Annotated in this window: 18 protein-coding genes and 1 tRNA gene; 13 read left to right on the forward strand and 6 right to left on the reverse strand. The window is 70.3% G+C overall.

Going from position 1 to position 20,946, the window contains the following annotated elements:
* The first annotated feature begins 197 nt into the window (after positions 1–197).
* Positions 198–2,471 carry a phosphoribosylformylglycinamidine synthase subunit PurL gene (gene purL / locus ACFYV1_RS18000; RefSeq protein ID WP_389396460.1) on the forward strand — a complete coding sequence of 758 codons (2,274 nt, stop codon included), beginning with the start codon at positions 198–200 and terminating at the stop codon, positions 2,469–2,471.
* 72 nt (positions 2,472–2,543) lie between these two features.
* On the opposite strand, the gene purN is transcribed toward purL, so the two are convergent.
* The 3 genes from purN to ACFYV1_RS18015 all read right to left on the reverse strand — a co-directional run bounded on the left by purN (position 2,544) and on the right by ACFYV1_RS18015 (position 4,368).
* On the reverse strand, positions 2,544–3,173 hold the full coding sequence (purN, locus tag ACFYV1_RS18005) for a phosphoribosylglycinamide formyltransferase (RefSeq protein ID WP_389396461.1): 630 nt from the start codon (positions 3,171–3,173) through the stop codon (positions 2,544–2,546).
* Positions 3,170–4,153 (reverse strand): MarR family transcriptional regulator, encoded by a 984-nt coding sequence (locus ACFYV1_RS18010; protein ID WP_389396462.1) that lies wholly within the window; start codon positions 4,151–4,153, stop codon positions 3,170–3,172. The genes purN and ACFYV1_RS18010 overlap by 4 nt, the downstream gene beginning before the upstream one ends.
* 77 nt (positions 4,154–4,230) lie before the next feature.
* On the reverse strand, positions 4,231–4,368 hold the full coding sequence (locus tag ACFYV1_RS18015) for a hypothetical protein (protein ID WP_389396463.1): 138 nt from the start codon (positions 4,366–4,368) through the stop codon (positions 4,231–4,233).
* A gap of 342 nt (positions 4,369–4,710) precedes the next feature.
* Between ACFYV1_RS18015 and ACFYV1_RS18020 the strand changes: the two genes are divergently transcribed.
* Entirely contained in the window at positions 4,711–5,652 is a 942-nt protein-coding gene (locus tag ACFYV1_RS18020; protein ID WP_389396464.1) for a LuxR C-terminal-related transcriptional regulator, read from the forward strand.
* Between the two features lie 286 nt (positions 5,653–5,938).
* On the opposite strand, the gene ACFYV1_RS18025 is transcribed toward ACFYV1_RS18020, so the two are convergent.
* Together ACFYV1_RS18025 and ACFYV1_RS18030 are read right to left on the reverse strand one after the other, a co-directional pair.
* A complete protein-coding gene (locus tag ACFYV1_RS18025; protein ID WP_389396465.1) occupies positions 5,939–8,836 on the reverse strand; it encodes an SUKH-4 family immunity protein in 2,898 nt (965 codons plus the stop codon).
* Positions 8,837–8,843: 7 nt separating this feature from the next.
* A complete protein-coding gene (locus ACFYV1_RS18030; RefSeq protein ID WP_389396466.1) occupies positions 8,844–9,857 on the reverse strand; it encodes an SMI1/KNR4 family protein in 1,014 nt (337 codons plus the stop codon).
* A 230-nt stretch (positions 9,858–10,087) separates the two neighbouring features.
* On the opposite strand from ACFYV1_RS18030, the gene ACFYV1_RS18035 reads away from it, so the two are divergent.
* Complete coding sequence (locus ACFYV1_RS18035; RefSeq protein ID WP_389396467.1) at positions 10,088–10,594, forward strand: YwqJ-related putative deaminase; 507 nt, start codon at positions 10,088–10,090, stop codon at positions 10,592–10,594.
* A 10-nt stretch (positions 10,595–10,604) separates the two neighbouring features.
* On the forward strand, positions 10,605–11,096 hold the full coding sequence (locus ACFYV1_RS18040; protein ID WP_389396468.1) for an SUKH-3 domain-containing protein: 492 nt from the start codon (positions 10,605–10,607) through the stop codon (positions 11,094–11,096).
* A 302-nt stretch (positions 11,097–11,398) separates the two neighbouring features.
* Here ACFYV1_RS18040 and ACFYV1_RS18045 read toward each other — a convergent pair whose 3' ends face one another.
* Entirely contained in the window at positions 11,399–12,718 is a 1,320-nt protein-coding gene (locus ACFYV1_RS18045) for a sensor histidine kinase (protein WP_389396469.1), read from the reverse strand.
* 157 nt (positions 12,719–12,875) lie between these two features.
* Between ACFYV1_RS18045 and ACFYV1_RS18050 the strand changes: the two genes are divergently transcribed.
* The 9 genes from ACFYV1_RS18050 (at position 12,876) to ACFYV1_RS18090 (ending at position 20,938) form a co-directional block, all read left to right on the forward strand.
* A complete protein-coding gene (locus ACFYV1_RS18050) occupies positions 12,876–13,748 on the forward strand; it encodes a hypothetical protein (protein ID WP_389396470.1) in 873 nt (290 codons plus the stop codon).
* 11 nt (positions 13,749–13,759) lie between these two features.
* Positions 13,760–13,830: transfer RNA gene (locus ACFYV1_RS18055), tRNA-Gln, on the forward strand.
* A 114-nt stretch (positions 13,831–13,944) separates the two neighbouring features.
* Positions 13,945–15,393 (forward strand): bifunctional UDP-N-acetylglucosamine diphosphorylase/glucosamine-1-phosphate N-acetyltransferase GlmU, encoded by a 1,449-nt coding sequence (gene glmU / locus ACFYV1_RS18060; protein ID WP_389396471.1) that lies wholly within the window; start codon positions 13,945–13,947, stop codon positions 15,391–15,393.
* 124 nt (positions 15,394–15,517) lie between these two features.
* On the forward strand, positions 15,518–16,495 hold the full coding sequence (locus ACFYV1_RS18065) for a ribose-phosphate diphosphokinase (protein ID WP_389396472.1): 978 nt from the start codon (positions 15,518–15,520) through the stop codon (positions 16,493–16,495).
* 223 nt (positions 16,496–16,718) lie between these two features.
* Positions 16,719–17,309, forward strand: a complete 591-nt coding sequence (locus ACFYV1_RS18070; RefSeq protein WP_389396473.1) for a 50S ribosomal protein L25/general stress protein Ctc — start codon at positions 16,719–16,721, stop codon at positions 17,307–17,309.
* Between the two features lie 98 nt (positions 17,310–17,407).
* On the forward strand, positions 17,408–18,001 hold the full coding sequence (pth, locus tag ACFYV1_RS18075; protein ID WP_389396474.1) for an aminoacyl-tRNA hydrolase: 594 nt from the start codon (positions 17,408–17,410) through the stop codon (positions 17,999–18,001).
* A 162-nt stretch (positions 18,002–18,163) separates the two neighbouring features.
* Positions 18,164–19,393: an MFS transporter gene (locus ACFYV1_RS18080; RefSeq protein ID WP_389396475.1), complete on the forward strand. Its 1,230-nt coding sequence runs from the start codon at positions 18,164–18,166 to the stop codon at positions 19,391–19,393.
* Positions 19,394–19,701: 308 nt separating this feature from the next.
* Positions 19,702–20,604: a hypothetical protein gene (locus ACFYV1_RS18085; RefSeq protein WP_389396476.1), complete on the forward strand. Its 903-nt coding sequence runs from the start codon at positions 19,702–19,704 to the stop codon at positions 20,602–20,604.
* A gap of 46 nt (positions 20,605–20,650) precedes the next feature.
* Complete coding sequence (locus tag ACFYV1_RS18090) at positions 20,651–20,938, forward strand: hypothetical protein (protein ID WP_389396477.1); 288 nt, start codon at positions 20,651–20,653, stop codon at positions 20,936–20,938.
* Positions 20,939–20,946 lie beyond the last annotated feature (8 nt).

Here is a 20,946-nt window from a genome sequence, read left to right on the forward strand (position 1 = left end):
CGTCGGCCTGATGCCGCACCCCGAGCACGCGGTGGAGCCGCTGATCGGTACGGGCCGTACCGACGGACTCGGGTTCTTCACCTCGATCCTGAAGAAGTTGGTCAGCGCATGAGCCTCGCCGCCGCAGCAGCCGAGGGAGCGACTGGGCGTCCCGCTTGTGAGCACAGCACCACCATCGCGCGAAGGAGCGACCGAGCGTGACCCTCGACACCGTCAAGCACGCGGGTGAGACCCCGGAGGCGGAGCAGCCCTGGAAGGAGCTCGGCCTCAAGGAGGACGAGTACGCGCGTATCCGCGAGATCCTCGGCCGCCGTCCCACCGGTGCCGAGCTCGCGATGTACAGCGTGATGTGGTCCGAGCACTGCTCGTACAAGAGCAGCAAGGTCCACCTGAAGCAGTTCGGCGAGAAGGTTCCCGAGAACGACGCGATGCTCGTCGGCATCGGCGAGAACGCGGGCGTCGTCGACGTCGGCCAGGGCTATGCGGTGACCTTCAAGGTCGAGTCGCACAACCACCCCTCGTATGTGGAGCCCTACCAGGGCGCGGCGACGGGCATCGGCGGCATCGTCCGCGACATCCTCGCGATGGGCGCCCGCCCGGTCGCGGTCGTGGACCCGCTGCGCTTCGGCGCGGCCGACCACCCCGACACCAGGCGTGTCCTGCCGGGCGTCGTCGCCGGCATCGGCGGCTACGGCAACTGCCTTGGTCTGCCGAACATCGGCGGCGAGGTCGTCTTCGACGCCTGCTACCAGGGCAATCCGCTGGTCAACGCAGGCTGCATCGGTGTGATGAAGCACGAGGACATCCACCTCGCCAAGGCATCGGGTCCCGGCAACAAGGTCATTCTGTACGGCGCCCGCACCGGCGGCGACGGCATCGGCGGTGCGTCGATCCTCGCCTCCGAGACCTTCGACGCCGAGGGCAACAGTGCTTCCGGCACGGGCAAGCCGTCGAAGCGTCCCGCGGTGCAGGTCGGCGACCCGTTCCAGGAGAAGCTCCTGATCGAGTGCACCCTGGAGGCCTTCGCCGAGAAGCTCGTCGCGGGCATCCAGGACCTCGGCGCAGCCGGCCTGTCCTGTGCGACGAGCGAGCTTGCGTCCAACGGCGACGGTGGTATGCGGGTCGAGCTGGACACCGTGCCGCTGCGTGACGCGACGCTCTCGCCCGAGGAGATCCTCATGAGCGAGTCGCAGGAACGCATGTGCGCGGTCGTGGAACCGGACAAGGTCGACCGCTTCCTTGCGATCTGCGAGAAGTGGGACGTCATCGCCGTCGTCATCGGTGAGGTGACCGACGGCGACCGGCTGGAGATCTTCTGGCACGGCCAGAAGATCGTCGATGTCGATCCGCGCACGGTCGCCCACGAAGGACCGGTCTACGAACGGCCCTTCGCCCGCCCGTCCTGGCAGGACGCGCTGCAGGCCGACGACGCGAACAAGCTGGCCCGCCCGCGGACCGCCGAGGAGCTGCGTGAGCAGGTTCTCAAGCTGGTGGCCTCGCCGAACCAGGCATCCAAGGCGTGGATCACGGACCAGTACGACCGGTTCGTGCAGGGCAACACCGTGCTCGCGCAGCCCGAGGACGCCGGCATGATTCGCATCAACGAGGAGACCGGGCTCGGCGTCGCCATCGCGACCGACGGCAACGGCCGGTACGCCAAGCTCGACCCGTACACGGGTGCGCAGCTCGCGCTGGCCGAGGCGTACCGCAATGTCGCGGCGTCCGGTGCGAAGCCGCTGGCGATCTCCGACTGTCTGAACTTCGGTTCCCCCGAGGACCCGGACGTGATGTGGCAGTTCGCGGAGGCCACCCGCGGTCTCGCGGACGGCTGTCTGCAGCTGGGCACGCCCGTCACCGGTGGCAACGTCTCGCTCTACAACCAGACCGGTGAGACCGCGATCCACCCCACGCCCGTCGTGGCCGTGCTCGGTGTGATCGACGACGTCAACCGCCGCACGCCGATCGCCTTCGCCGAGGAGGGGCAGCTGCTCTACCTCCTGGGCGACACCCTCGAGGAGTTCGGCGGCTCCGCCTGGTCCCAGGTCGTCCACGACCACCTCGGCGGCATGCCGCCGAAGGTCGACCTCGACCGCGAGAAGCTGCTGGGCGAGATCCTGATCTCGGCCTCCCGCGACGGCATGATCGACGCGGCGCACGACCTGTCCGACGGCGGACTCGTCCAGGCCGTGGTCGAGTCCTGCCTGCGCGGCGGCAACGGCGCCCGCCTGGTCGTCCCGGACGGTCTGGACACCTTCACCTTCCTGCTCAGCGAGTCGGCCGGCCGCGCCGTCGTCTCCGTCCCGCGCAGCGAGGAACTCCGCTTCACCGACATGTGCGGCGCGCGCGGGCTCCCCGCGACCCGAATCGGTGTCGTCGACGGCGACTCGCTCGAGGTGCAGGGCGAGTTCGACATCCCGCTGAGCGAACTGCGCACCGCCCACGAGGAGACCATCCCGGGTCTGCTCGTCTGACACGCAGCGAAACAACGAAGAAGCCCCCTCGCCGGCCCGCCGGCGAAGGGGCTTCTCCCATGGGCGCCGGGTTCAGCGCAACACGACCTTGCGTCCGTCCATGCGATGGCCGTCCCGGGCGAGGCGTCCGACGACATCGACGAGCAGCGAACGCTCGACTTCCTTGATGCGTTCGTGAAGCGACGCCTCGTCGTCGGTGTCGCGCACCTCCACCGCTCCCTGGGCGATGACCGGCCCGGTGTCCACGCCGTCGTCGACGAAGTGGACGGTGCAGCCGGTGACCTTCGCACCGTACGCCAGCGCGTCCCGCACTCCGTGTGCTCCGGGGAAGCTGGGGAGCAGCGCCGGGTGCGTATTGACGATGCGCCCGCCGAACCTCTCCAGGAACTCCTTGCCCATGATCTTCATGAAACCGGCTGAGACAACCAGGTCCGGCTCGTACTCGGCGGTGGCCTCGGCCAGGGCCATGTCCCATTCCCCGCGGGTGGCGAAGTCCTTCACCCGGCACACGAAGGTGGGCAGGCCTGCCCGCTCTGCCCGCTCCAGACCCCTGATGCCCGTCCGGTCCGCCCCGACGGCCACGACTCTCGCCCCGAACCCGGTGGGATCGTCCGCGGCAGCGTCCAGCAGGGCCTGGAGGTTCGTCCCGGACCCGGAGACCAGGACGAGAAGACGGGCCGTCGATCTCTTGCCGGTTTTCATGACAGGGCGTCCACGAGTGCGTCTCCTCTGAGGGTGCGCAGTATCCGGACCTCGCGACCCCGCCGTTCGCGGCACAGGAGACCGGCCTGTTCGAGCTGTCGGCAGTGGTATGTCACCGTGCCGGCGGTGCAGTGCAGCAGGTCGGCCAGCTTTCCCATGGAGACGGACTGGCTGCCGTTGCGCAGGATGACTGCGCGCAGTTCCCCCAGCGTCATCGCGAGCGCGTCCGCGGACCTCCCCCCCAAGCCCTCGTCACCGACCAGCAGCGGGCCGAGCCCGGCCACCGGGTAGCCGACGTACGCATGGCCGGCGTCGTCGACGTGGTGGACACAGGCACGTGTGCCGGAGACCAGTGGCGTGAGGGTCAGTTTGTGTACCGCGCCGCCGTTGCCGGCCGGGGCGCCGCCCGGCAGCAGCACGTTCCCGTCGACGAAGGAGATCCGTGGGCTCAGATTGGCGAGAAGGGCACTCATCGTTCCCGTGACCGAGGCCACACCCACGCGTTCGACTTCCCGATCCAGTAAGGGCTTTGCCCGTTGCCACACGGGAGCCAGCGAGTCCCATACCGAACGGGCCAGGGCGGCGTACGAGATGAGGAAGTCGGAGGGATTGTCGGCGATTTTCCGCCAGGTCGGCGGGACTGCTTCACCGAACATACGCTCCAGGTCGACGTACAGGGATTCCGACGTGATGTCGGGAATTTTTTCGATCTCTTCCAACATCGCGTCGGGGCCGGCCGCGCCGTCCATCGAGAGAACTTCTGGAATATTCAGAGAACCAGTAAGGGTGACGGTTCCCATCACTCTCATCAGGTACTCGGGACAGGACTTCCGCAGCAGTCTGCGGCGGCTCACGGGCACGCCCTGAGGGATTCCGAGCGCGTCCCCCATCAGCGACAGGACCGACGTGCCCGGCGTGAACCGTATGAGCACAGGAATGTCAACGTTCTCGCCTACATGAAGTGCGACGTCATCGCCCACTGCATCCCCCGTTCAGAGATCGAGTCCGAGCTCCCGCCTCCCGTGCGCCGGGCCCCACCCCGGCGCACGGTCGTGCTTCACCCCCAGGCGGGGTCCCTGCCAGGAGCGGTGGGCCCGGCGGAAGGCGCGGCGAACGATCCCGCGAGTGCCGCCGGCGTACCGACGAGTGCGACGAGCGCGACGGCACCCAGCACAAACCGATGAATGTTGCGCATTGAATTTTCTCCCCGTGCGGTTCCATTGTGACTGCACGGACCGAACAGAGGGTGAAGCCTGGCCGCTCCCCCCCAGCAGCGATCCTCATCATTGATCCTGACCGAAGCGGGCTCGGAACGTCGAATCCAGTCAGCTGCGTGATGTTACATTTCGCTTCTGTGAAGCGAAATGAGATCTGCTCAATCGCCCCCGAGTGCGGTGCAGTTGCCGCCACGGAGCCCTGCCCCTGGGCCAAGGAGCACTACCACAGAGCGGTAGTTGAAGGAGATACATTTCTCGGATCCGTACCTGCCTGTCTTCGACGGCTCAAACTCGTCGTCGAGTCGGAGAACTCCGACGGCATGGCCTTTCCCGTACCACCGTCCGTCGCGGCCGAGGCCGCCCTCCGCCCGCTGGAGGAGGCGATGGCCGGCCTGAGGAGTGAAGCGGCGACGATCCGGGCCGCCTTGGGCGCCTACGACTCCATCTACGCCAACGCGCGCCGCAAGGAGGAACAGCCGCTCACCGTCATCCGGGGCACCCGGACCATCAGTCACGCGCTGGAAGCCGCCGTCAGCGGCTGCACCCAGGAGCTCATCACCGCCCAGCCGGGCGGCGGCCGCTCTGCCGAACTGCTGCGTGAGGCGCTGGGACGCAGCCTGCCCCTGCTCGCCCGGGGCGTGCGGCAACGGACGCTCTACCAGCACTCCGTCCGGACCCACAAGCCCACCCTCGCCTACATCAAGCAGGTCAGCGCCCAAGGCGCCGAGGTCCGCACGCTGGCGGAGATATTCGACCGCCTGATCATCTGCGACCAGGACGTCGCCTTCATTCCGACCGGGGAGAAGACTGCCGACACAGCCATGGCCATACGGCATCCCGCCCTGATCCGGTTCCTGAGGGTGATGTTCGAACGCCACTGGACCCGCGCCACCCCCGTCGACCCGTCAGCAGGCGGACAGCGAGAAGCACTCGTGGTGGACGACATCCAGCGCGTCATCCTGCGAGCCATGGTCGCCGGTGAGACGGATGAACGCATCGCCCGCAGGATCGGACTGAGCCGCCGCACGGTGGTGGCCCACATCCGCAGGGTCTCCGAGCACTTCGACAGCAACAGCCGGGCGCAACTCGGCTTCCTCCTGGCGAGTTCGGGGCTTCTCGACAATGCCGAAGCCGGCTCCGTGCGAGGCGACGGCGGGCCACCCGCCGTCCCCGATCCTGATACCGGCTCCGATCCCCATCCCGATCCCGGTTCCGGTTCCGGTTCCGGTTCCGGTTCCGGTTCGGTCGACGGTCTGCTGTAGCCGCCGACGCCCCCGCAACCGTCCGGCGGCGACGACCACAGCCACGAAGTGCAACACCTCGGCTCCGCCTACCGCGCGACTGTGGCGTGTCTCGACCTTCGCCGCGCTCGGCTGCCGCGTGCCCTTCCTCCTGCTCTCCGCCGACGCCCCCGGCACGACGGACCGGCGAGGTCGGCGGCGAGCTCACCACCGGGCCGCTGTTGGGCTCTTCCAACTGCCCGTGGCACTCGGCGCGATATCGCTCCACGAGCGCATCGCGCGGCGGCGCGTCGACCAACCACGGTCCTTACAGCAGCCCGTCCCACATCTGCTCGAGCATCACCGACCACCAGCTCTCCGGCGACGCCAGCGCCGCCGGGTCCAGGGCCGCGAGCTGGGCCTGGAAGTCGACCGTCCAGCGGCCCGCCTGCTCCGGGTTGAGGCCGAAGCGCAGCCGCCACATACGGCCGAGCAGGGCGAGGCAGCGCACGAACTCGGGCAGGCCCGTGTTCACGAACTGCGGGGCCACGGGCTGACCGCCCGGACCCGCCTCCACCGGAACCGCGACGATGTGCGCCGTGCCGTACTGGACACAGATCGCCCGGCCGAAGTCGCTGCCGATGACCAGGTAGGAACCCGCGTCGGAGGCCGGCTGCACCTGGCGCTGGGCGGCGAGTTCGGCCAGCGTCGGCACCACCGGCTGGGCCGGCTGTGCCCAGAAGAACGGGTTGAAGTCACCCGGCAGACCCGCCCACACCAGGGTGGCGGCCACGATCTCCGGCACACCCTGACGCGACACGGCCCGCTGGTCGAACCGGCACAGACCCTGCGGTCCGAACGCCCCGACCAGCTCCTGCGCGATGCCCTCCGGCGGAATCGGAGGCACGGGCTGGACCTGCGGCAGCGGGGCGCGCACCGGCGCGGGCCGCGCGGGCCCGTCGGCGACCTGATGCAACTCACCCTGATGGGCGAGGAGTTGCTGCATGCCCTGCTGGCGCGAGGCGTGGTCCCTGCCGTACGGAGCGATCGACGTGATCCGTGCCTGCGGCCACGTCTCGCGGATCATCCGGGCGCAGTACGCACCCGGAAGCTCGCACGACTCCAGCTCCGTGTGCAGCTCCAGCACCTGCTGCGGCGGCACGTTCATCGCGCGCAGCTCGTGCAGGATCTGCCACTCCGGATGCGGGGTGCCCGGGGCGGAACGGCGGATCAGCTGGGCCTCGGAACCGTCGGGTGCGCGGTAGCGCAGCACCGCCTGGTAGCCGGGTCCGACGGTCGGCACACCGGTCGGCTGCTGCGGGTACCCGTAGGGCGGGCGCCCGCCGCCCATCGGGGGCTGCGAGGCATGCGGGGGCTGCGGGGCGTTCGGAGGCTGCGGGGCGTTCGGCAAGGAGCCGGGGGCACCGGGAGGACCGGGCGGACCCGGAGGCTGCGGCGCGCCCGGACCCATCTGCGCCGGACCGGCGAGCATGGTCGCGGCCTGGTGCACCCCACCGCCGGGCGGCGGCGTGGAACCAGGAGGCGGCGGCGAGCCGGGCGGGCCGGGAGGCTGCGGCGCGCCCGGACCCATCTGACCGGGATCGGCCAGCATGGTCGCCGCATGATGCACCCCGCCACCAGGCGGCGGCGTCGAACCAGGAGGCGCCGGCGGACCGGGAGGCGGCGGTGTGGAGCCTGGCGGGCGCGGCGGACCGGGCGGGCCAGGAGGCTGCGGCGCGCCCGGACCCATCTGACCGGGCTGGGCCAGCATGGTCGCCGCATGATGCACCCCGCCACCAGGCGGCGGCGTCGAACCAGGAGGCGCCGGCGGACCGGGAGGCGGCGGAGTCGAACCGACGGGCGCGGGCGGGCCGGGAGGCTGCGGTCCCTCCGGGCCGAGCTGGGAGACGAGCTGGGTCGGCAGGTAGCCGGCCGCCGGAGCGCCGGGAGCACCCGGACCCGAGGGCGCGGGCGTCGCTCCGGACGCGGGGCGGGCCCCCGGAGTGCCGGGAGCGCCGGGCGGCGGAGGCGTCGCGCCGAGACCACCGCGGGTCCCGCCGCGCGCACCGCGCGGCGGGAGGACGGCCTTGCTCGTCGCCGCGTCCGCGATGTCGGCCGCCGCGGCGCCGGGGGCGGGCATCGGCGTCGACTGCGACGCGGCCTCCGGCTGAGAGGGCGACTGCGACGGGGGCTGCGGCTGGGGGTTCAGCCCCGGCACGATCGCCGTCCTCGGCAGCTGGCTGCCGCCGGACATCAGGGCCGTGGGCGCCTCGGCCGAGACCGGCGGCGGGGTACGGCTCTCGTCCGACGGGACCGGCGGCGCGAAGACGGTGGCCGGCAGCGGCACGGACACGTCGTCCGTGCCCGCCGAGCTGGTGTCGGTCCATCCCGTACCGCCGGACGGTGCGGCGGGCACTCCGTCGGACGCCGTCGGCTCGTAATCGGCGGCGCCCGCGTTCGGCCACGGGGATCCGCCCGGCGACACGTCCGCACCCGATCCCGAGCCCGGGCTTGACGACGAACCGGCGTCCGGCCAGGCCGAACCGGCCGACGCCGACGAGGAGGAACCCGGTGCCGGCGTGGCGGAAGAGGACGGCGACGGTGTGGCCGACGACGACGGGGACGACAGCGAGGAGTGGGACGAACTGCCCGTCGACTGCGAGGAATCGCTGCCGACAGAGCCCGGTACGCCGGTCTCTCCCACGCCTGCCGACCGGTCCGAGCCCGCCGAAGGCGCCTCAGCGGCGGGTGCCGGTGAACCACCCGCCGGACGGGCGGCCCCGGAGCCCGCCGACGAAACGGCCGAGTCCGCCAAATCCTCGGAGTCCGCCGACGCCCGCCGGTCGGGGATCCCCAGCCTGTCCGCCGCGTCCTGGAGCCACTCGGGCGGGCTCAGCAGGAACGACGTCTGGTTCAGATCTATCCGCTGCGGCGGCTCGGGCGAAGCGGCGGGAGACGCGTGATCCGCGCCCCCGTACTCCTCCTCGTACCGGCGGATCACCTCGCCCACCGGCAGCCCAGGCCACAGCGTCGCCTCTCCGCTGTCCCTGGCGATCACCAGCCGCTGACGGCCGCCGTCGGAGCGGGCGCCCTGCTCACGGTCCTCCGCCCACACGACGAAACCCAGGTCGAACTCACGGACCCGCACCTCACGGTGCTGGTACGCGGGCACGTCACCGTTGACCCATTCCTCGGCGCGCTCCTGCGCCTGCGCGAAAGTCACCATCGGACAATCACCCCTCGTCCGAAACCGGGACGGCGCGCGCGAAGCCGCCGTCCACCATCAGGTTCGCCACGGTCTCCAGCTCCGGCGGATTGCCCGCGAGCCGCTGCAGGAACGCGTCGAAGTCCTCGCCGCACGGCAGCAGCAGCCTGTCCACGCGCTCCTGCACCTGCCACCCGTCCTGGTCGCGGGCGTCGTCGTACGCGCAGAACCACACGGAACCGATGTCCGCCCCGCGCACCTTCAGCGCGAGGATCCCGCCCTGCACGAAAGCAACGCCCAGGTAGTCCTTGGTCAGATGGTCCCGCAGGCACTTGTTGACGTACACCAGATCGTTGACCGCGGCCTCGTCCCGCACCGTGAAGAACGGCTGGTCCACCAGCAGGCCCAGCTCCGCGTCGAGTGCCGCGCCGACCGGGGCGGAGCCGCCCGCGGCCTTGAGGAAGGAGCGGTACGCGCCGGGGAGGCGGTAGCCGAGGTCCTCCTCGACGCTGAGCAGCTGCTGCTCCGTCACGGACACGGCGCCCTTGGGCAGACCGAAGTGGACGGGCCTGGCCTCCTGCAGCGGACGCGTGCCGCGCTTGCCCTGGTCCACGGCCGCCGTCGCCAGGCCGCCGTGGTGCCGCAGCAGTGCCTTGACCTCGACGGGTACGAGCTCCAGCCGCCGCGACTGTCGTGCGTGGTGCCAGGTCCAGCCGTGGGGCGTCGCGACCGCCGGGATCGTGTCCCACAAGGCGTGGCCGGACGCGGCCAGGGCGGCGTTCGCGGAGACGTAGTCCGTGAGCCGCAGCTCGTCCACTCCGAAGCCCTCGGGCGGCTCGGCGATCTCCGCGGCCGCGCGGGCGTACGGCGAGAAGTCCGGGTAGCCGTCGTTGTCGATCCGCACCCCTCTGGGATGGCGGGAGGCCCGGACCGGGTCCGGGAACTGCACGACCTGCCCGGCGTAGGCCGCATTCGGTGGCGCCGTACCCGCGCCGGCCTCGGGGCCCATAGCTGCCCCCAGGCCTTGCCGACCTGTCGTCATGGCGTTCTGCCCCCTGCTGCTGCTGGCTGGTTCAGCACAGCCTAAGCGGTGCGGCAAGAGCGACGGCCGGGCCTCCGGTTCCGTAACAATGAGTCACATCCGGGTGACCGCAAAGCCACGCGGCGACACCCCGGCAACACGTTTCGGCTACCCAGCTTCCTTATCAGCCACCCCATTTGGCAGGCTGTCTACTCGCACCACGGGGGAGTGCACGGAGGGACGGCAACACCATGCACACAGCGCGACCAAGCACATCGGGTGATCCACGCCTCAACTGGAGAACCGACGACTCGCAGCGGACGCCGGGCCTTCGGCACCGCCGGGACGGGATCCTGCCCGCCGTGGCGGCCGCACTCTCCGTACGCGGCGAGACCCTCACGTGCACCGCGGGAAAGGGCGACCAGCCACCGACTCTCCACCCGCTCGTACAGGATTTCCTCGACACCCTCACGAGCGGTCAGCGCGAACGCTTCACGGGACGCTGCCCCGAGGCGATCCTGCTCTCCCGCCACCTCACGGCAGCGGAGACCCAGCGCTCGAAGCGTGCCCAGCGCAAACCCCTCACCCACGGCGAGGCACGCCGGGCGCTCAAGAACTCCAAGCTCACCGCACGCCGCATCCGCGAGGACGGCGACCCCCTGCACGGCAGCTACGCCCCGCCCTGCCGGTCCTGCACCGCGATGCTCGACCACTTCGGCGTACGCCCCGTCGCCCCGACCGCACCCGAGAACGGCTGACCCGCGACCGATGTCCGACCACTTGAGCACCACCCGCTTCCCCGTCGCCGTCGACGCGGCCCTGCGCGACGCGGGCTGGCGGCCCGGACGCTGGGACATCAAGCAGGCCGAGCACTGGGCGGACACCCTGCGCGCGCACATCTCACCGGCGGGACACGAGCACACGGTCTTCCCCGCGGCCGTCGAGGCATGGGCGGAGTTCGGCGGCCTGACCGTCGCCGCACCCGGGCCCGGACGGCAGTACGCGCCCGCGCCGCTCCACTTCGACCCGCTGGCGGGACTGCACCTGGCCCGTACCCTCGCCGACCTGGGCCGGGCACTCGACACGGAGATCTCTCCGCTCGGGATGGAGGGCGACCAGCAGGCGGTGCTGGCGATGGACGTCGAAGGGCGCGTCTACAGCATCGACCACACCGGCGACTGGTACCTCGGCGCGGACATGGACCAGGCCCTGGCCACCCTCGTGACCGGCGTCCAGCCGACACGACTGACACTGGGCTGACCACCGCGCCCCGTCGGAGCGGCAGGTCCGGGCCCGGCGGGGCCCGCTGACGCCGGACGCACACGCCACCGACTCAGGAACCACCCGATCCCTTGCACCGGGCTCCCGCCCAGCGACTCCGGCACCACCGGCCCCCCGGCCCGGACTCACACGACCAGCGACTCCGGCACCACCGGCTCCCCGGCCCGGACTCACACGCCAACCGACTCCGCGGCCCCATCGCCCCCTGTGGCCACCGGCTCACGAGCCCACCGGCCGCCAGGACCCCGGACTCGCAGGGGCGGCCGGTCCCGGCCCCCGGCTCACCTCAGACTGGCCTCGGCCCGGTCGGGCAGCACCGCGGACACCCTGAAACCCCCGACCTCCGTCGCACCCGAGACGAACACCCCGCCCAGCGCGGTGACCCGCTCCCGCATGCCCACCAGACCGTTGCCGCCGCTCGGCAGCCCGGCGGCCGCCGCCCCGCCCGCCGCGTCCGGAGCACCGTTCTCCACCTGCATCGCGACCTCGTCCGCACGATGCGCGAGCCGCACGAGCACCTTCGCGCCCGCCGCGTGCTTGTGGACGTTGGTCAGCGCCTCCTGGATCACCCGGTACGCCGTCTGCTCCACCTCGGGCGGATACGGCCGTACGTCCCCCTGCACCGCCAGATCCACCACCATGCCCGCCTGCCGTGACTGGCCGACGAGCACCTCGATGTCCGCGATGCACGGCCCGTCCTCCGCCGCCGCCGCGGCAGCCGCGGCAGCCGCAACTCCCACCGCGGCGAGCGGCACCGCCGCCTGCGCCCGCGCCTGGCTCTCGCCGGAGCGCAGCACCCCGAGCATCTCCCGCAGTTCGGTCAGCGCCTGCCGGCCCATGTCCCCCACCAGGGCCGCGTTCTTCACGGCCTTCTGCGGGTCCTTCAACGCCACCGCCTGCAGCGCCGCCGCGTGCACCACCATCAGGCTCACCCGGTGCGCCACCACGTCGTGCATCTCGCGTGCGATACGGGTCCGCTCCTCCTGACGCGCCCATTCGGCGCGCTGCTCCGCCCGGTCCGCGAGCAGCGAAAGTTCCTGCTCCAGGCTGTCCGCCCGTTCCCGCAGGCTCTCCATCAGCCGCCGCCGCGCCCCTACGTAGAGCCCCAGCAACACCGGAGGGGCCGTCAGTCCGAGCGACATGGACACGGCCATCAGCGGCACGAACTGGGCGCTGTAGTCACCCGCCTCCACGTCCTGCCGCACACCGACCAGCGTCACTATGAACGTCGCGGACAGGGCCATCCCCGCCAGCGTCGCCGTGATCCGCCGGGGCACCTCGGAGGCGGCGAGCGTGTACAGCCCGACCATCCCCATCACAAAGCCCATCTCGGCCGGCGTGGTCGCGACGGACACCAGCACGACGGCGATCGGCCACCGCCGTCTGAGGACCAGCACCGACCCGACAACCAGCCCGAACAGCACCCCGAAGGGCACCGGCAACGCCGCACGGTCCGCGAACCCGACACCTTGCAGCGCACACTCGACAGCGGAGACGACGGCAAGTCCCACGTCCAACGCGGCACTGCGCCGCCGTCCCCACCACAGCGGGCCACCGGCGGTCGAACCCGTGGCCTCCTGCTGCGCCCCCGTTGTGGTCATGTGTTCCAGCCTACGGGCGGGCGCGAGTCATTTTCACGGGAGCGCGAACGGCACCGGGCGGGCTCGTTTCGGGACAGAAAGGGCCCATATTCGCCCGAAACGGCGAATCGACCACATTTTCGACCCGGACGTTCGCATTCCGGACGACGATCACCACATGGCATCCAACGCCGGCAGGTACGCCGACTTCGAAGGCCTCCGCGAGCAGGCCGTCGCCCTGCGCCGTCAAGGCCTCAGCCTCCGCCAGATCCGAGACCGCCTCCACGTCCACAACAACGACCTCCTCCACCGCCTGATCGAGGGCGAGCCCCCTCCTGAATGGACGAAGCGGCCCAACGCCAAGGACGACCTGCGCGCCAGGGCCCGCGAACTACGCCTCCAGGGCATGACCTACGACCGGATCCAGGTCGAACTGGGCTGCTCGAAGAGTTCGATCTCGCTGTGGGTACGGGACCTGCCGAAGCCGGAGCGCAAGCGCTCCCGCGAGGAGTTGGCAGCGATCGCTCGGCGCGGCTGGGAGCCGACACTCCGGCGACGTGAAGCCGAACGCGTCGAGACCAAGGCGCGGGCATCAGCCGAGGTAGGCATCTTGAGCGAGCGGGAACTGCTCCTGCTCGGCGCCGCCCTCTACTGGGCGGAGGGAACCAAGGACAAGCCGCACGCCCGTCGCGAGCGCGTCTCGTTCGTCAACAACGACCCGGGAATGATCCAACTGTTCATGGCCTGGCTCGACATGCTCGGCGTCGAACGCGAACGCCTCACGTTCCACGTGATGATCCACGAGTCGGCCGACATCACCGGCGCCGAACGCTACTGGGCCGATCTTGTCGGGGCTGACGCCGGAGCGTTCGGCAAGACAACCCTGAAGCGACACAACCCGAGAACCGTCCGCAAGAACGTCGGCCCCACCTACAGAGGGTGCCTGGTGATCCATGTACGCCAGAGCGCTGAGCTCTACCGTCGCATCGAAGGCACTTGGTACGGCATAGTAGGGGCTGCCTTCGCGCCCGAGACGCAAGCTCGGACATAGAAGACAGACCATCCCGGGTCGTCTAATGGCAGGACAAATGGTTTTGGTCCATTGAATGAGGGTTCGATTCCTTCCCCGGGAGCAGCTCACCTGGGTTCGGGTCCTGACCGTGCGGTCGGGACCCGCACTCGTTTCCGGCCCGAAACCCACCGGTATCCTTCGGTTGTCCCACCACCCGAAGCCGAAGGGCATACCTGTGAGCGCCAATCGCCCGGCAGCCGTCGTCGTTCTCGCAGCGGGTGAGGGCACCCGCATGAAGTCGAAGACCCCCAAGGTCCTGCACGAAATCGCCGGACGTTCGCTCGTCGGGCACGTCGTGTCCGCGGCGCGAGAGCTCGACCCCGAGCAGCTCGTGGTGGTCGTCGGACACGCGCGCGAGCAGGTCGAGGCGCACCTCGGCGAGCACTACACAGGAACCCGTACCGCCTTCCAGGCCGAACAGAACGGCACCGGGCACGCCGTGCGCATGGGACTCGAGGAGCTCGGCGGCCGGCTCGAGGGAACCGTGGTCGTCGTGTGCGGCGACACCCCGCTGCTCTCCGGCAGTACGCTCGCCGCGCTCGCCGGAACACACTCCGCCGACGGCAACGCGGTGACCGTGCTGACCGCCGAGGTGCCGGACTCCACCGGTTACGGGCGCATCGTGCGGGACGCGGCCACCGGCGCCGTCACCGCGATCGTGGAGCACAAGGACGCCACCGACGAGCAGCGCGCGATCCGTGAGATCAACTCCGGCGTGTTCGCGTTCGACGGGCAGCTCCTCGCCGACGCCCTGAAGAAGGTCCGCACCGACAACAGCCAGGGCGAGGAGTACCTCACCGACGTGCTCGGCATCCTGCGCGAGGCGGGACACCGGGTCGGCGCCTCCGTGGCGGGCGACCACCGCGAGATCCTCGGCATCAACAACCGGGTGCAGCTGGCCGAGGCCCGGAAGCTGATGAACGAGCGGCTGCTGGAGCAGGCCATGATGGCCGGCGTCACGGTCGTCGACCCGGCTTCCGTGCTGGTGGACGTGATGGTGACCTTCGAGCCGGACTCCGTGGTGCACCCCGGCACGCAGCTGCTGGGCGCCACCCACATCGCCGAGGGTGCCGAAGTGGGCCCCAACTCGCGGCTGAAGGACACGGTGGTCCGTGCCGGCGCCCGGGTGGACAACACGGTGGCGGACGGCGCCACGGTGGGCGAGGGCGCGTCCGTGGGCCCGTTCGCGTACCTCCGGCCCGGCACCCGCCTCGGCGTGAAGGCGAAGGCGGGGACGTTCGTCGAGATGAAGAACTCGTCGATCGGCGAGGGCACGAAGGTGCCGCACCTGTCGTACGTGGGGGATGCGACGATCGGCGAGTACACGAACATCGGCGCCGCGAGCGTCTTCGTGAACTACGACGGCGAGTCCAAGCACCACACCACGATCGGCTCCCACTGCAAGACGGGCTCGGACAACATGTTTGTGGCTCCTGTCACGGTCGGGGACGGCGCATACACCGCCGCGGGGTCCGTGATCACGAAGGACGTTCCCGCGGGTTCGCTGGCCGTCGCCCGCGGCCAGCAGCGGAATATCGAGGGCTGGGTGGCGCGCAAGCGTCCCGGAAGCGCGGCCGCGCAGGCGGCCTCGGCGGCAACGGAACAGGTCGTCGAGGAGAACTGACCGGAAACAGGTGCGCCGAACTCGGCGTACCGTGATACGTGCACACAAATTCGGCTGGCTCGCGCTCAGGACCCTTGTGGCCTGGACCTTCGCGGCCAGAGAACACGTCTGAGGAGACAGTGCTGTGACCGGGATCAAGACGACCGGCGAGAAGAAGCTGATGCTCTTCTCCGGCCGCGCCCACCCCGAGCTGGCCGAGGAGGTTGCACACCAACTGGGTGTCGGCCTCGTCCCGACGAAGGCTTTCGACTTCGCCAACGGCGAGATCTACGTCCGCTTCCAGGAGTCCGCGCGCGGCGCCGACTGCTTCCTGATCCAGAGCCACACGGCTCCCATCAACAAGTGGATCATGGAACAGCTGATCATGATCGATGCTCTCAAGCGGGCCTCCGCCCGGAGCATCACCGTGATCATCCCGTCGTACGGCTACGCCCGCCAGGACAAGAAGCACCGCGGCCGCGAGCCGATCTCGGCCCGCCTGATCGCCGACATGCTGAAGACGGCCGGTGCCCACCGCATCCTCACCGTCGACCTGCACACGGACCAGATCCAGGGCTTCTTCGACGGCCCGGTGGACCACCTGTCCGCGCTGCCGGTCCTGGCCGACTACGTGGGCGCCAAGGTCGACCGCGACAAGCTGACGATCGTCTCCCCGGACGCCGGGCGCGTGCGCGTGGCCGACCGCTGGTGCGACCGCCTGGACGCCCCGCTGGCCATCGTCCACAAGCGCCGCGACAAGGACGTCGCCAACCAGGTGACGGTCCACGAGGTGGTCGGTGAGGTCGAGGGCCGGGTCTGTGTCCTGGTCGACGACATGATCGACACGGGCGGCACCATCTGCGCCGCGGCCGACGCGCTCTTCGCGCACGGCGCGGAGGACGTGATCGTGACGGCGACGCACGGCATCCTCTCCGGGCCGGCCGCGGACCGTCTGAAGAACTCCAAGGTGAGCGAGTTCGTCCTGACGAACACGCTGCCGACGCCGGGCGAGCTGGAGCTCGACAAGATCAAGGTGCTGTCGATCGCGCCGACGATCGCCCGCGCCGTGCGCGAGGTCTTCGAGGACGGCTCGGTGACGAGCCTCTTCGAGGAGCAGGCGTAACGTTCCGACCAGGGCCGCCCCACACATCGTGGGGCGGCCCTTTTCGTATGCTCGTAGATCCATTTGGGACGACGGCCCACGCTGGGTAGACTGACGAAGTTGCTCGGCGAGGGAGGCCGCATCCGATCAGGTTGCGGCGGTCCGTTATCGACGCGCTCTTCGTAGCAGGCCTGTCGTGGCCGGGTGACCGCCACCAGTTTTCTGCTCAGTACGAGGAGTGCACATGTCCGAGGTGAAGCTCGCCGCCGAGCTCCGTTCCGAGTTCGGCAAGGGCGCCGCCCGCCGTATCCGCCGCGACAACAAGGTCCCCGGCGTCCTGTACGGCCACGGCACCGACCCGGTCCACGTCACGCTGCCGGGCCACGAGCTGCTGCTCGCCCTGCGCACCTCGAACGTCCTGATCTCCCTGGAGCTCGAGGGCAAGAACGAGCTGGCCATCCCGAAGGCCGTGCAGCGCGACCCGCTGCGGGGCTCCCTCGAGCACGTCGACCTGCTCCTCGTGAAGCGCGGCGAGAAGGTCAACGTCGAGATCCCGGTCCAGACCGAGGGCGACCTGGCCCCCGGCGCGTTCCTGCTCGAGCACGTGCTGAACGCCCTGCCGGTCGAGGCCGAGGCCACCCACATCCCCGAGTCCGTCACGGTCTCCATCGCGGGCCTGGCCGCCGGTGACTCCGTCCTGGCCAAGGACATCACCCTGCCGAACGGCACCGTGCTGGCCGTGGAGGACGACACCGTCGTCCTGCAGGTCCTGGCCGCGCAGGCCGAGGAGCCGGCCGCCGAGGGCGCCGAGGGCGAAGAGGCCGCCGAGGCCTGAGCCGTAAGCTCTGCTTGAGGCTTTTCACGGGGTGGCGGGCTGCGGCCCGCCACCCCGTTCTCCTGTTCACGGCCGTCCTCACGAGGAGACGCAGCGCGATGTCCGACACGAACGCCCCCTGGCTGATCGTGGGCCTCGGCAACCCCGGCCCCGGCTACGCGGCGAACCGCCACAACGTCGGCTTCATGGTGGCCGACCTCCTGGCGGAGCGCATCGGCGGCTCCTTCAAGCGGGCAGGCAAGGCACAGGCGCAGGTGCTGGAGGGCAGGATCGGAGCTCCGGCACCGTCGAGCCGGCGAGTGATCCTGGCCAAGCCGATGTCGTACATGAACCTGTCCGGCGGCCCCGTGACGGCGCTGCGCGACTTCTACAAGGTGCCGACGTCGAACATCGTGGCCGTCCACGACGAGCTGGACATCGACTACGGCACCCTGCGGCTGAAGCTGGGCGGCGGGGACAACGGGCACAACGGCCTGAAGTCCATGACCAAGGCGATGGGTCCGGACTACCACCGGGTGCGCTTCGGCATCGGCCGGCCGCCGGGCCGGATGCAGGTCGCGGACTTCGTGCTGAAGGACTTCTCCTCCGCGGAGCGCAAGGAACTGGACTACTTCGTCGACCGCGCGGCGGACGCCGCGGAGTGTCTGGTGATCGACGGCCTCGAACGGGCCCAGGGCACGTACAACTCCTAGTCGCCGCTGGTGGCGGCGGCACAGACGTGGCTGGTGGCGGCGGCCCGGGTGTGCCCGTGGTCATGGCAGTCGATCTCGACGTTCCGCAGTCACAAGTGGCCCACCCACAGGGCGCCCGATTGTCCTGCGCTGGGGGGTCGATGACTGCGTACGGTCGCAGCCATGCCGAACCTTCTGCCGCCCTCGGGCCCACGACGCACCCTTGCCCTGGCCCAGTTGAGCAACTCCGTGGGTGACGGCGCGTTCTACGTCACGTCAGCCCTGTACTTCACCCATGTCGTCGGTCTCGCACCCACCAGGATCGGCCTCGGGCTGACCGTGGCCTGGGCCGTCGGCTCGGTCGTCGGGGTGCCGCTCGGCCAGGTCGCGGACCGCCGGGGGCCACGGGGCACGGCGGTACTGCTCGCGCTCGCGACCGGCGTCGCGGTCGCGTCCTTCCTCGTGGTTCGGGACTTCCTGCCGTTCCTCGCGACCGCCTGCCTCTACGCCACCGCCCAGTCGGGGCTCGCCGCCGCCCGGCAGGCGCTGCTCGCCGGTCTGGTGGCCAAGGAGGAACGCACGGGCACCTTGGCGCACCTGCAGTCGGCACTCAACGCGGGCCTGGCGGTGGGCGCCGGGCTCGGCGGGATGGCGCTGTCCATGGGCACGAGACAGGCCTATCTCGCGGTCTTCGCGATCGACGCCTTGAGTTTTCTGCTCTGCGCGCTCCTCCTGCTGCGCCTGCCGGCGGTCGCGCCGGTGCCCGGTGTCGGGGGCGCGAAACCCGCAGTGCTGCGGGACCGGCCGTACGCCGTCGTGACGCTCCTCAACACCGTGCTGCTGCTGCGAATGCCGCTGCTCAGCCTCGGTCTGCCTCTGTGGATCACCGAGCGCACCGAGGCACCCGAGTGGCTCGTCTCCGCGCTCTTCATCCTCAACACCGGTGCCGTGGTGGTCTTCCAGGTCCGCACCGCCCGCTCGGTCAGGGGACTCGGCACAGCCGCCCGCGCCATCCGACGGTCCGGCGCACTCATGCTCCTCACCTGCACGACCTTCGCCGTCTCGGCAGGGACTGCGCCCTGGGTCGCGATCACCGCTCTGGTCGGCGGCTCGGTGCTGCTCGTCGCCGCCGAGATGCTCCAGTCGGCCGGGTCGTGGCAGCTCGGCTTCGATCTGGCGCCGGTCGGGCGTGTCGGCGAGTACCAGGGCTTCTTCGGCGCCGGCGTCACGATCGCCCGTGCGGTCGGACCGCTGTTGCTCACCGCGCTGCTGATGGGGCTGGGGGCGACGGGATGGCTGCTGCTCGGCGGCCTGTTCCTGGTGGCGTCGTACGCCATGGGCCCGGCGTCGCGATGGGCGGCTGGAACGCGCATGGAAGCGGCCCCCGCACGGGCAGCCGCGCAGGCCACGTGAGGTCCTCGCGGGTCGCTGATCGGGCGGCCGCTGCTGCCGTGGCTGCCGCCACCGGGTCGCGGCTTCCCCGACCCTCTCCGTGCTGAACCCGGTCACTCGCACGGGTGACGTTGGCCAATTGGACTGGCTTTGCACATAGTTGGCGGGCATATGCTCGATGCGATCGGGCTCGCCACAGCACCATCCAGTCGCTGCCCGAGGATGCCTGCACCGCGCCTTTCGGGGCCGGGAGACGGGCGCTGCCGTGGCGCCAGAACCGAGATCCATGCTGTGGCTGGGCCCCCACCCGCACAACCGAAGGCACCCCTATGGTCAGTTCTCCCCACGAGGCGATGCACCGCATCTTCCAGGAGTACCCGGAGCTCTTCTCCCGTGTCTCCGAGGTGCTCGGCGTTCCCTTCGCGGCACCCGTCTCAGCTACCCTCCTGCCCACCGATCTCACGGAAACGCGCCCGGTGGAACGCCGCGTCGACACCCTGTTACGTATCAACACCGAGGACGACGAGACGTTCCTCCTGGCCATCGAGGCCCAGGGCAAGAAGGACCCGGACAAGCCCGCGAGCTGGGCGTACTACCTGTCCTTCCTGTACACGAAGTACCGGACGCCGCCCCTGCTGCTGGTCGTCTGCCAGGACCGCGCCACCGCCGAGTGGGCCGCGCGCCCCGTACTCATCGGCCCCCGAAAGTGGCCGGCGCTCACCCTGCGCCCTCTTGTCGCCGGCCCGCACAACATGCCGGTGATCACGGATGTGGCGGAAGCGCGGAAGGACCTGGCACTCGCCACGCTGGCTGCCATCACGCACGCCGGCGATCCGGACATCGGTGCCATACTGAAAACGCTGTCCGCCGCGCTGCGGGAGGCACCGGAAGCCATCGCCGACCCCATCGTCGAACTCACCGCACAGGGCCTGGGCAACCGCCCGGCCGCAGATCAGTGGAGGAACCTGGTGGCCGTGGACCTTTCTTTCTACACATCTCCGCTCTCGGAAGAAATCCGGGACGAAGGCCGCGCCGAGGGCCGCGCGGAAGGATGCGCGAGGGGCCTCGCAGACGCCCTCCTTCTCGTCCTGCAGCAGCGGGGACTCGACATTCCCGACGAAGCCCACGAACGCATCACCACCTGCGGCGACACACAACTCATGCGCACCTGGCTCAGCCGCGCCGTGACAACCACCACCACCGAGGCGATCTTCACCGAGCCAACGGAGTAGGTCCTGTCCGGGCAACCGCCCGGCCGCAGATCAGTGGAGGAACCTGGTGGCCGTGGACCTTTCTTTCTACACATCTCCACTCTCGGAAGAAATCCGGGACGAAGGCCGCGCCGAGGGCCGCGCCGAGGGCCGCGCGGAAGGCCGCGCGGAAGGATGCGCGAGGGGCCTCGCAGACGCCCTCCTTCTCGTCCTGCAGCAGCGGGGACTCGACATTCCCGACGAAGCCCACGAACGCATCACCACCTGCGGCGACACACAACTCATGCGCACCTGGCTCAGCCGCGCCGTGACAACCACCACCACCGAGGCGATCTTCACCGAGCCAACGGAGTAGGTTTCCTC

Source organism: Streptomyces sp. NPDC003023, from assembly GCF_042888225.1.
GTDB lineage: Bacteria > Actinomycetota > Actinomycetes > Streptomycetales > Streptomycetaceae > Streptomyces.

Bases quoted from the DNA above. Each gene is read 5' to 3' on its own strand.
- purN (WP_389396461.1), bottom strand. From the start codon at position 3,173: ATGAAAACCGGCAAGAGATCGACGGCCCGTCTTCTCGTCCTGGTCTCC.
- ACFYV1_RS18015 (WP_389396463.1), bottom strand. From the start codon at position 4,368: ATGCGCAACATTCATCGGTTTGTGCTGGGTGCCGTCGCGCTCGTCGCA.
- ACFYV1_RS18020 (WP_389396464.1), top strand. From the start codon at position 4,711: ATGGCCTTTCCCGTACCACCGTCCGTCGCGGCCGAGGCCGCCCTCCGC.
- ACFYV1_RS18025 (WP_389396465.1), bottom strand. From the start codon at position 8,836: ATGGTGACTTTCGCGCAGGCGCAGGAGCGCGCCGAGGAATGGGTCAAC.
- ACFYV1_RS18030 (WP_389396466.1), bottom strand. From the start codon at position 9,857: ATGACGACAGGTCGGCAAGGCCTGGGGGCAGCTATGGGCCCCGAGGCC.
- ACFYV1_RS18035 (WP_389396467.1), top strand. From the start codon at position 10,088: ATGCACACAGCGCGACCAAGCACATCGGGTGATCCACGCCTCAACTGG.
- ACFYV1_RS18040 (WP_389396468.1), top strand. From the start codon at position 10,605: ATGTCCGACCACTTGAGCACCACCCGCTTCCCCGTCGCCGTCGACGCG.
- ACFYV1_RS18045 (WP_389396469.1), bottom strand. From the start codon at position 12,718: ATGACCACAACGGGGGCGCAGCAGGAGGCCACGGGTTCGACCGCCGGT.
- ACFYV1_RS18050 (WP_389396470.1), top strand. From the start codon at position 12,876: ATGGCATCCAACGCCGGCAGGTACGCCGACTTCGAAGGCCTCCGCGAG.
- ACFYV1_RS18070 (WP_389396473.1), top strand. From the start codon at position 16,719: ATGTCCGAGGTGAAGCTCGCCGCCGAGCTCCGTTCCGAGTTCGGCAAG.
- pth (WP_389396474.1), top strand. From the start codon at position 17,408: ATGTCCGACACGAACGCCCCCTGGCTGATCGTGGGCCTCGGCAACCCC.
- ACFYV1_RS18080 (WP_389396475.1), top strand. From the start codon at position 18,164: ATGCCGAACCTTCTGCCGCCCTCGGGCCCACGACGCACCCTTGCCCTG.
- ACFYV1_RS18085 (WP_389396476.1), top strand. From the start codon at position 19,702: ATGGTCAGTTCTCCCCACGAGGCGATGCACCGCATCTTCCAGGAGTAC.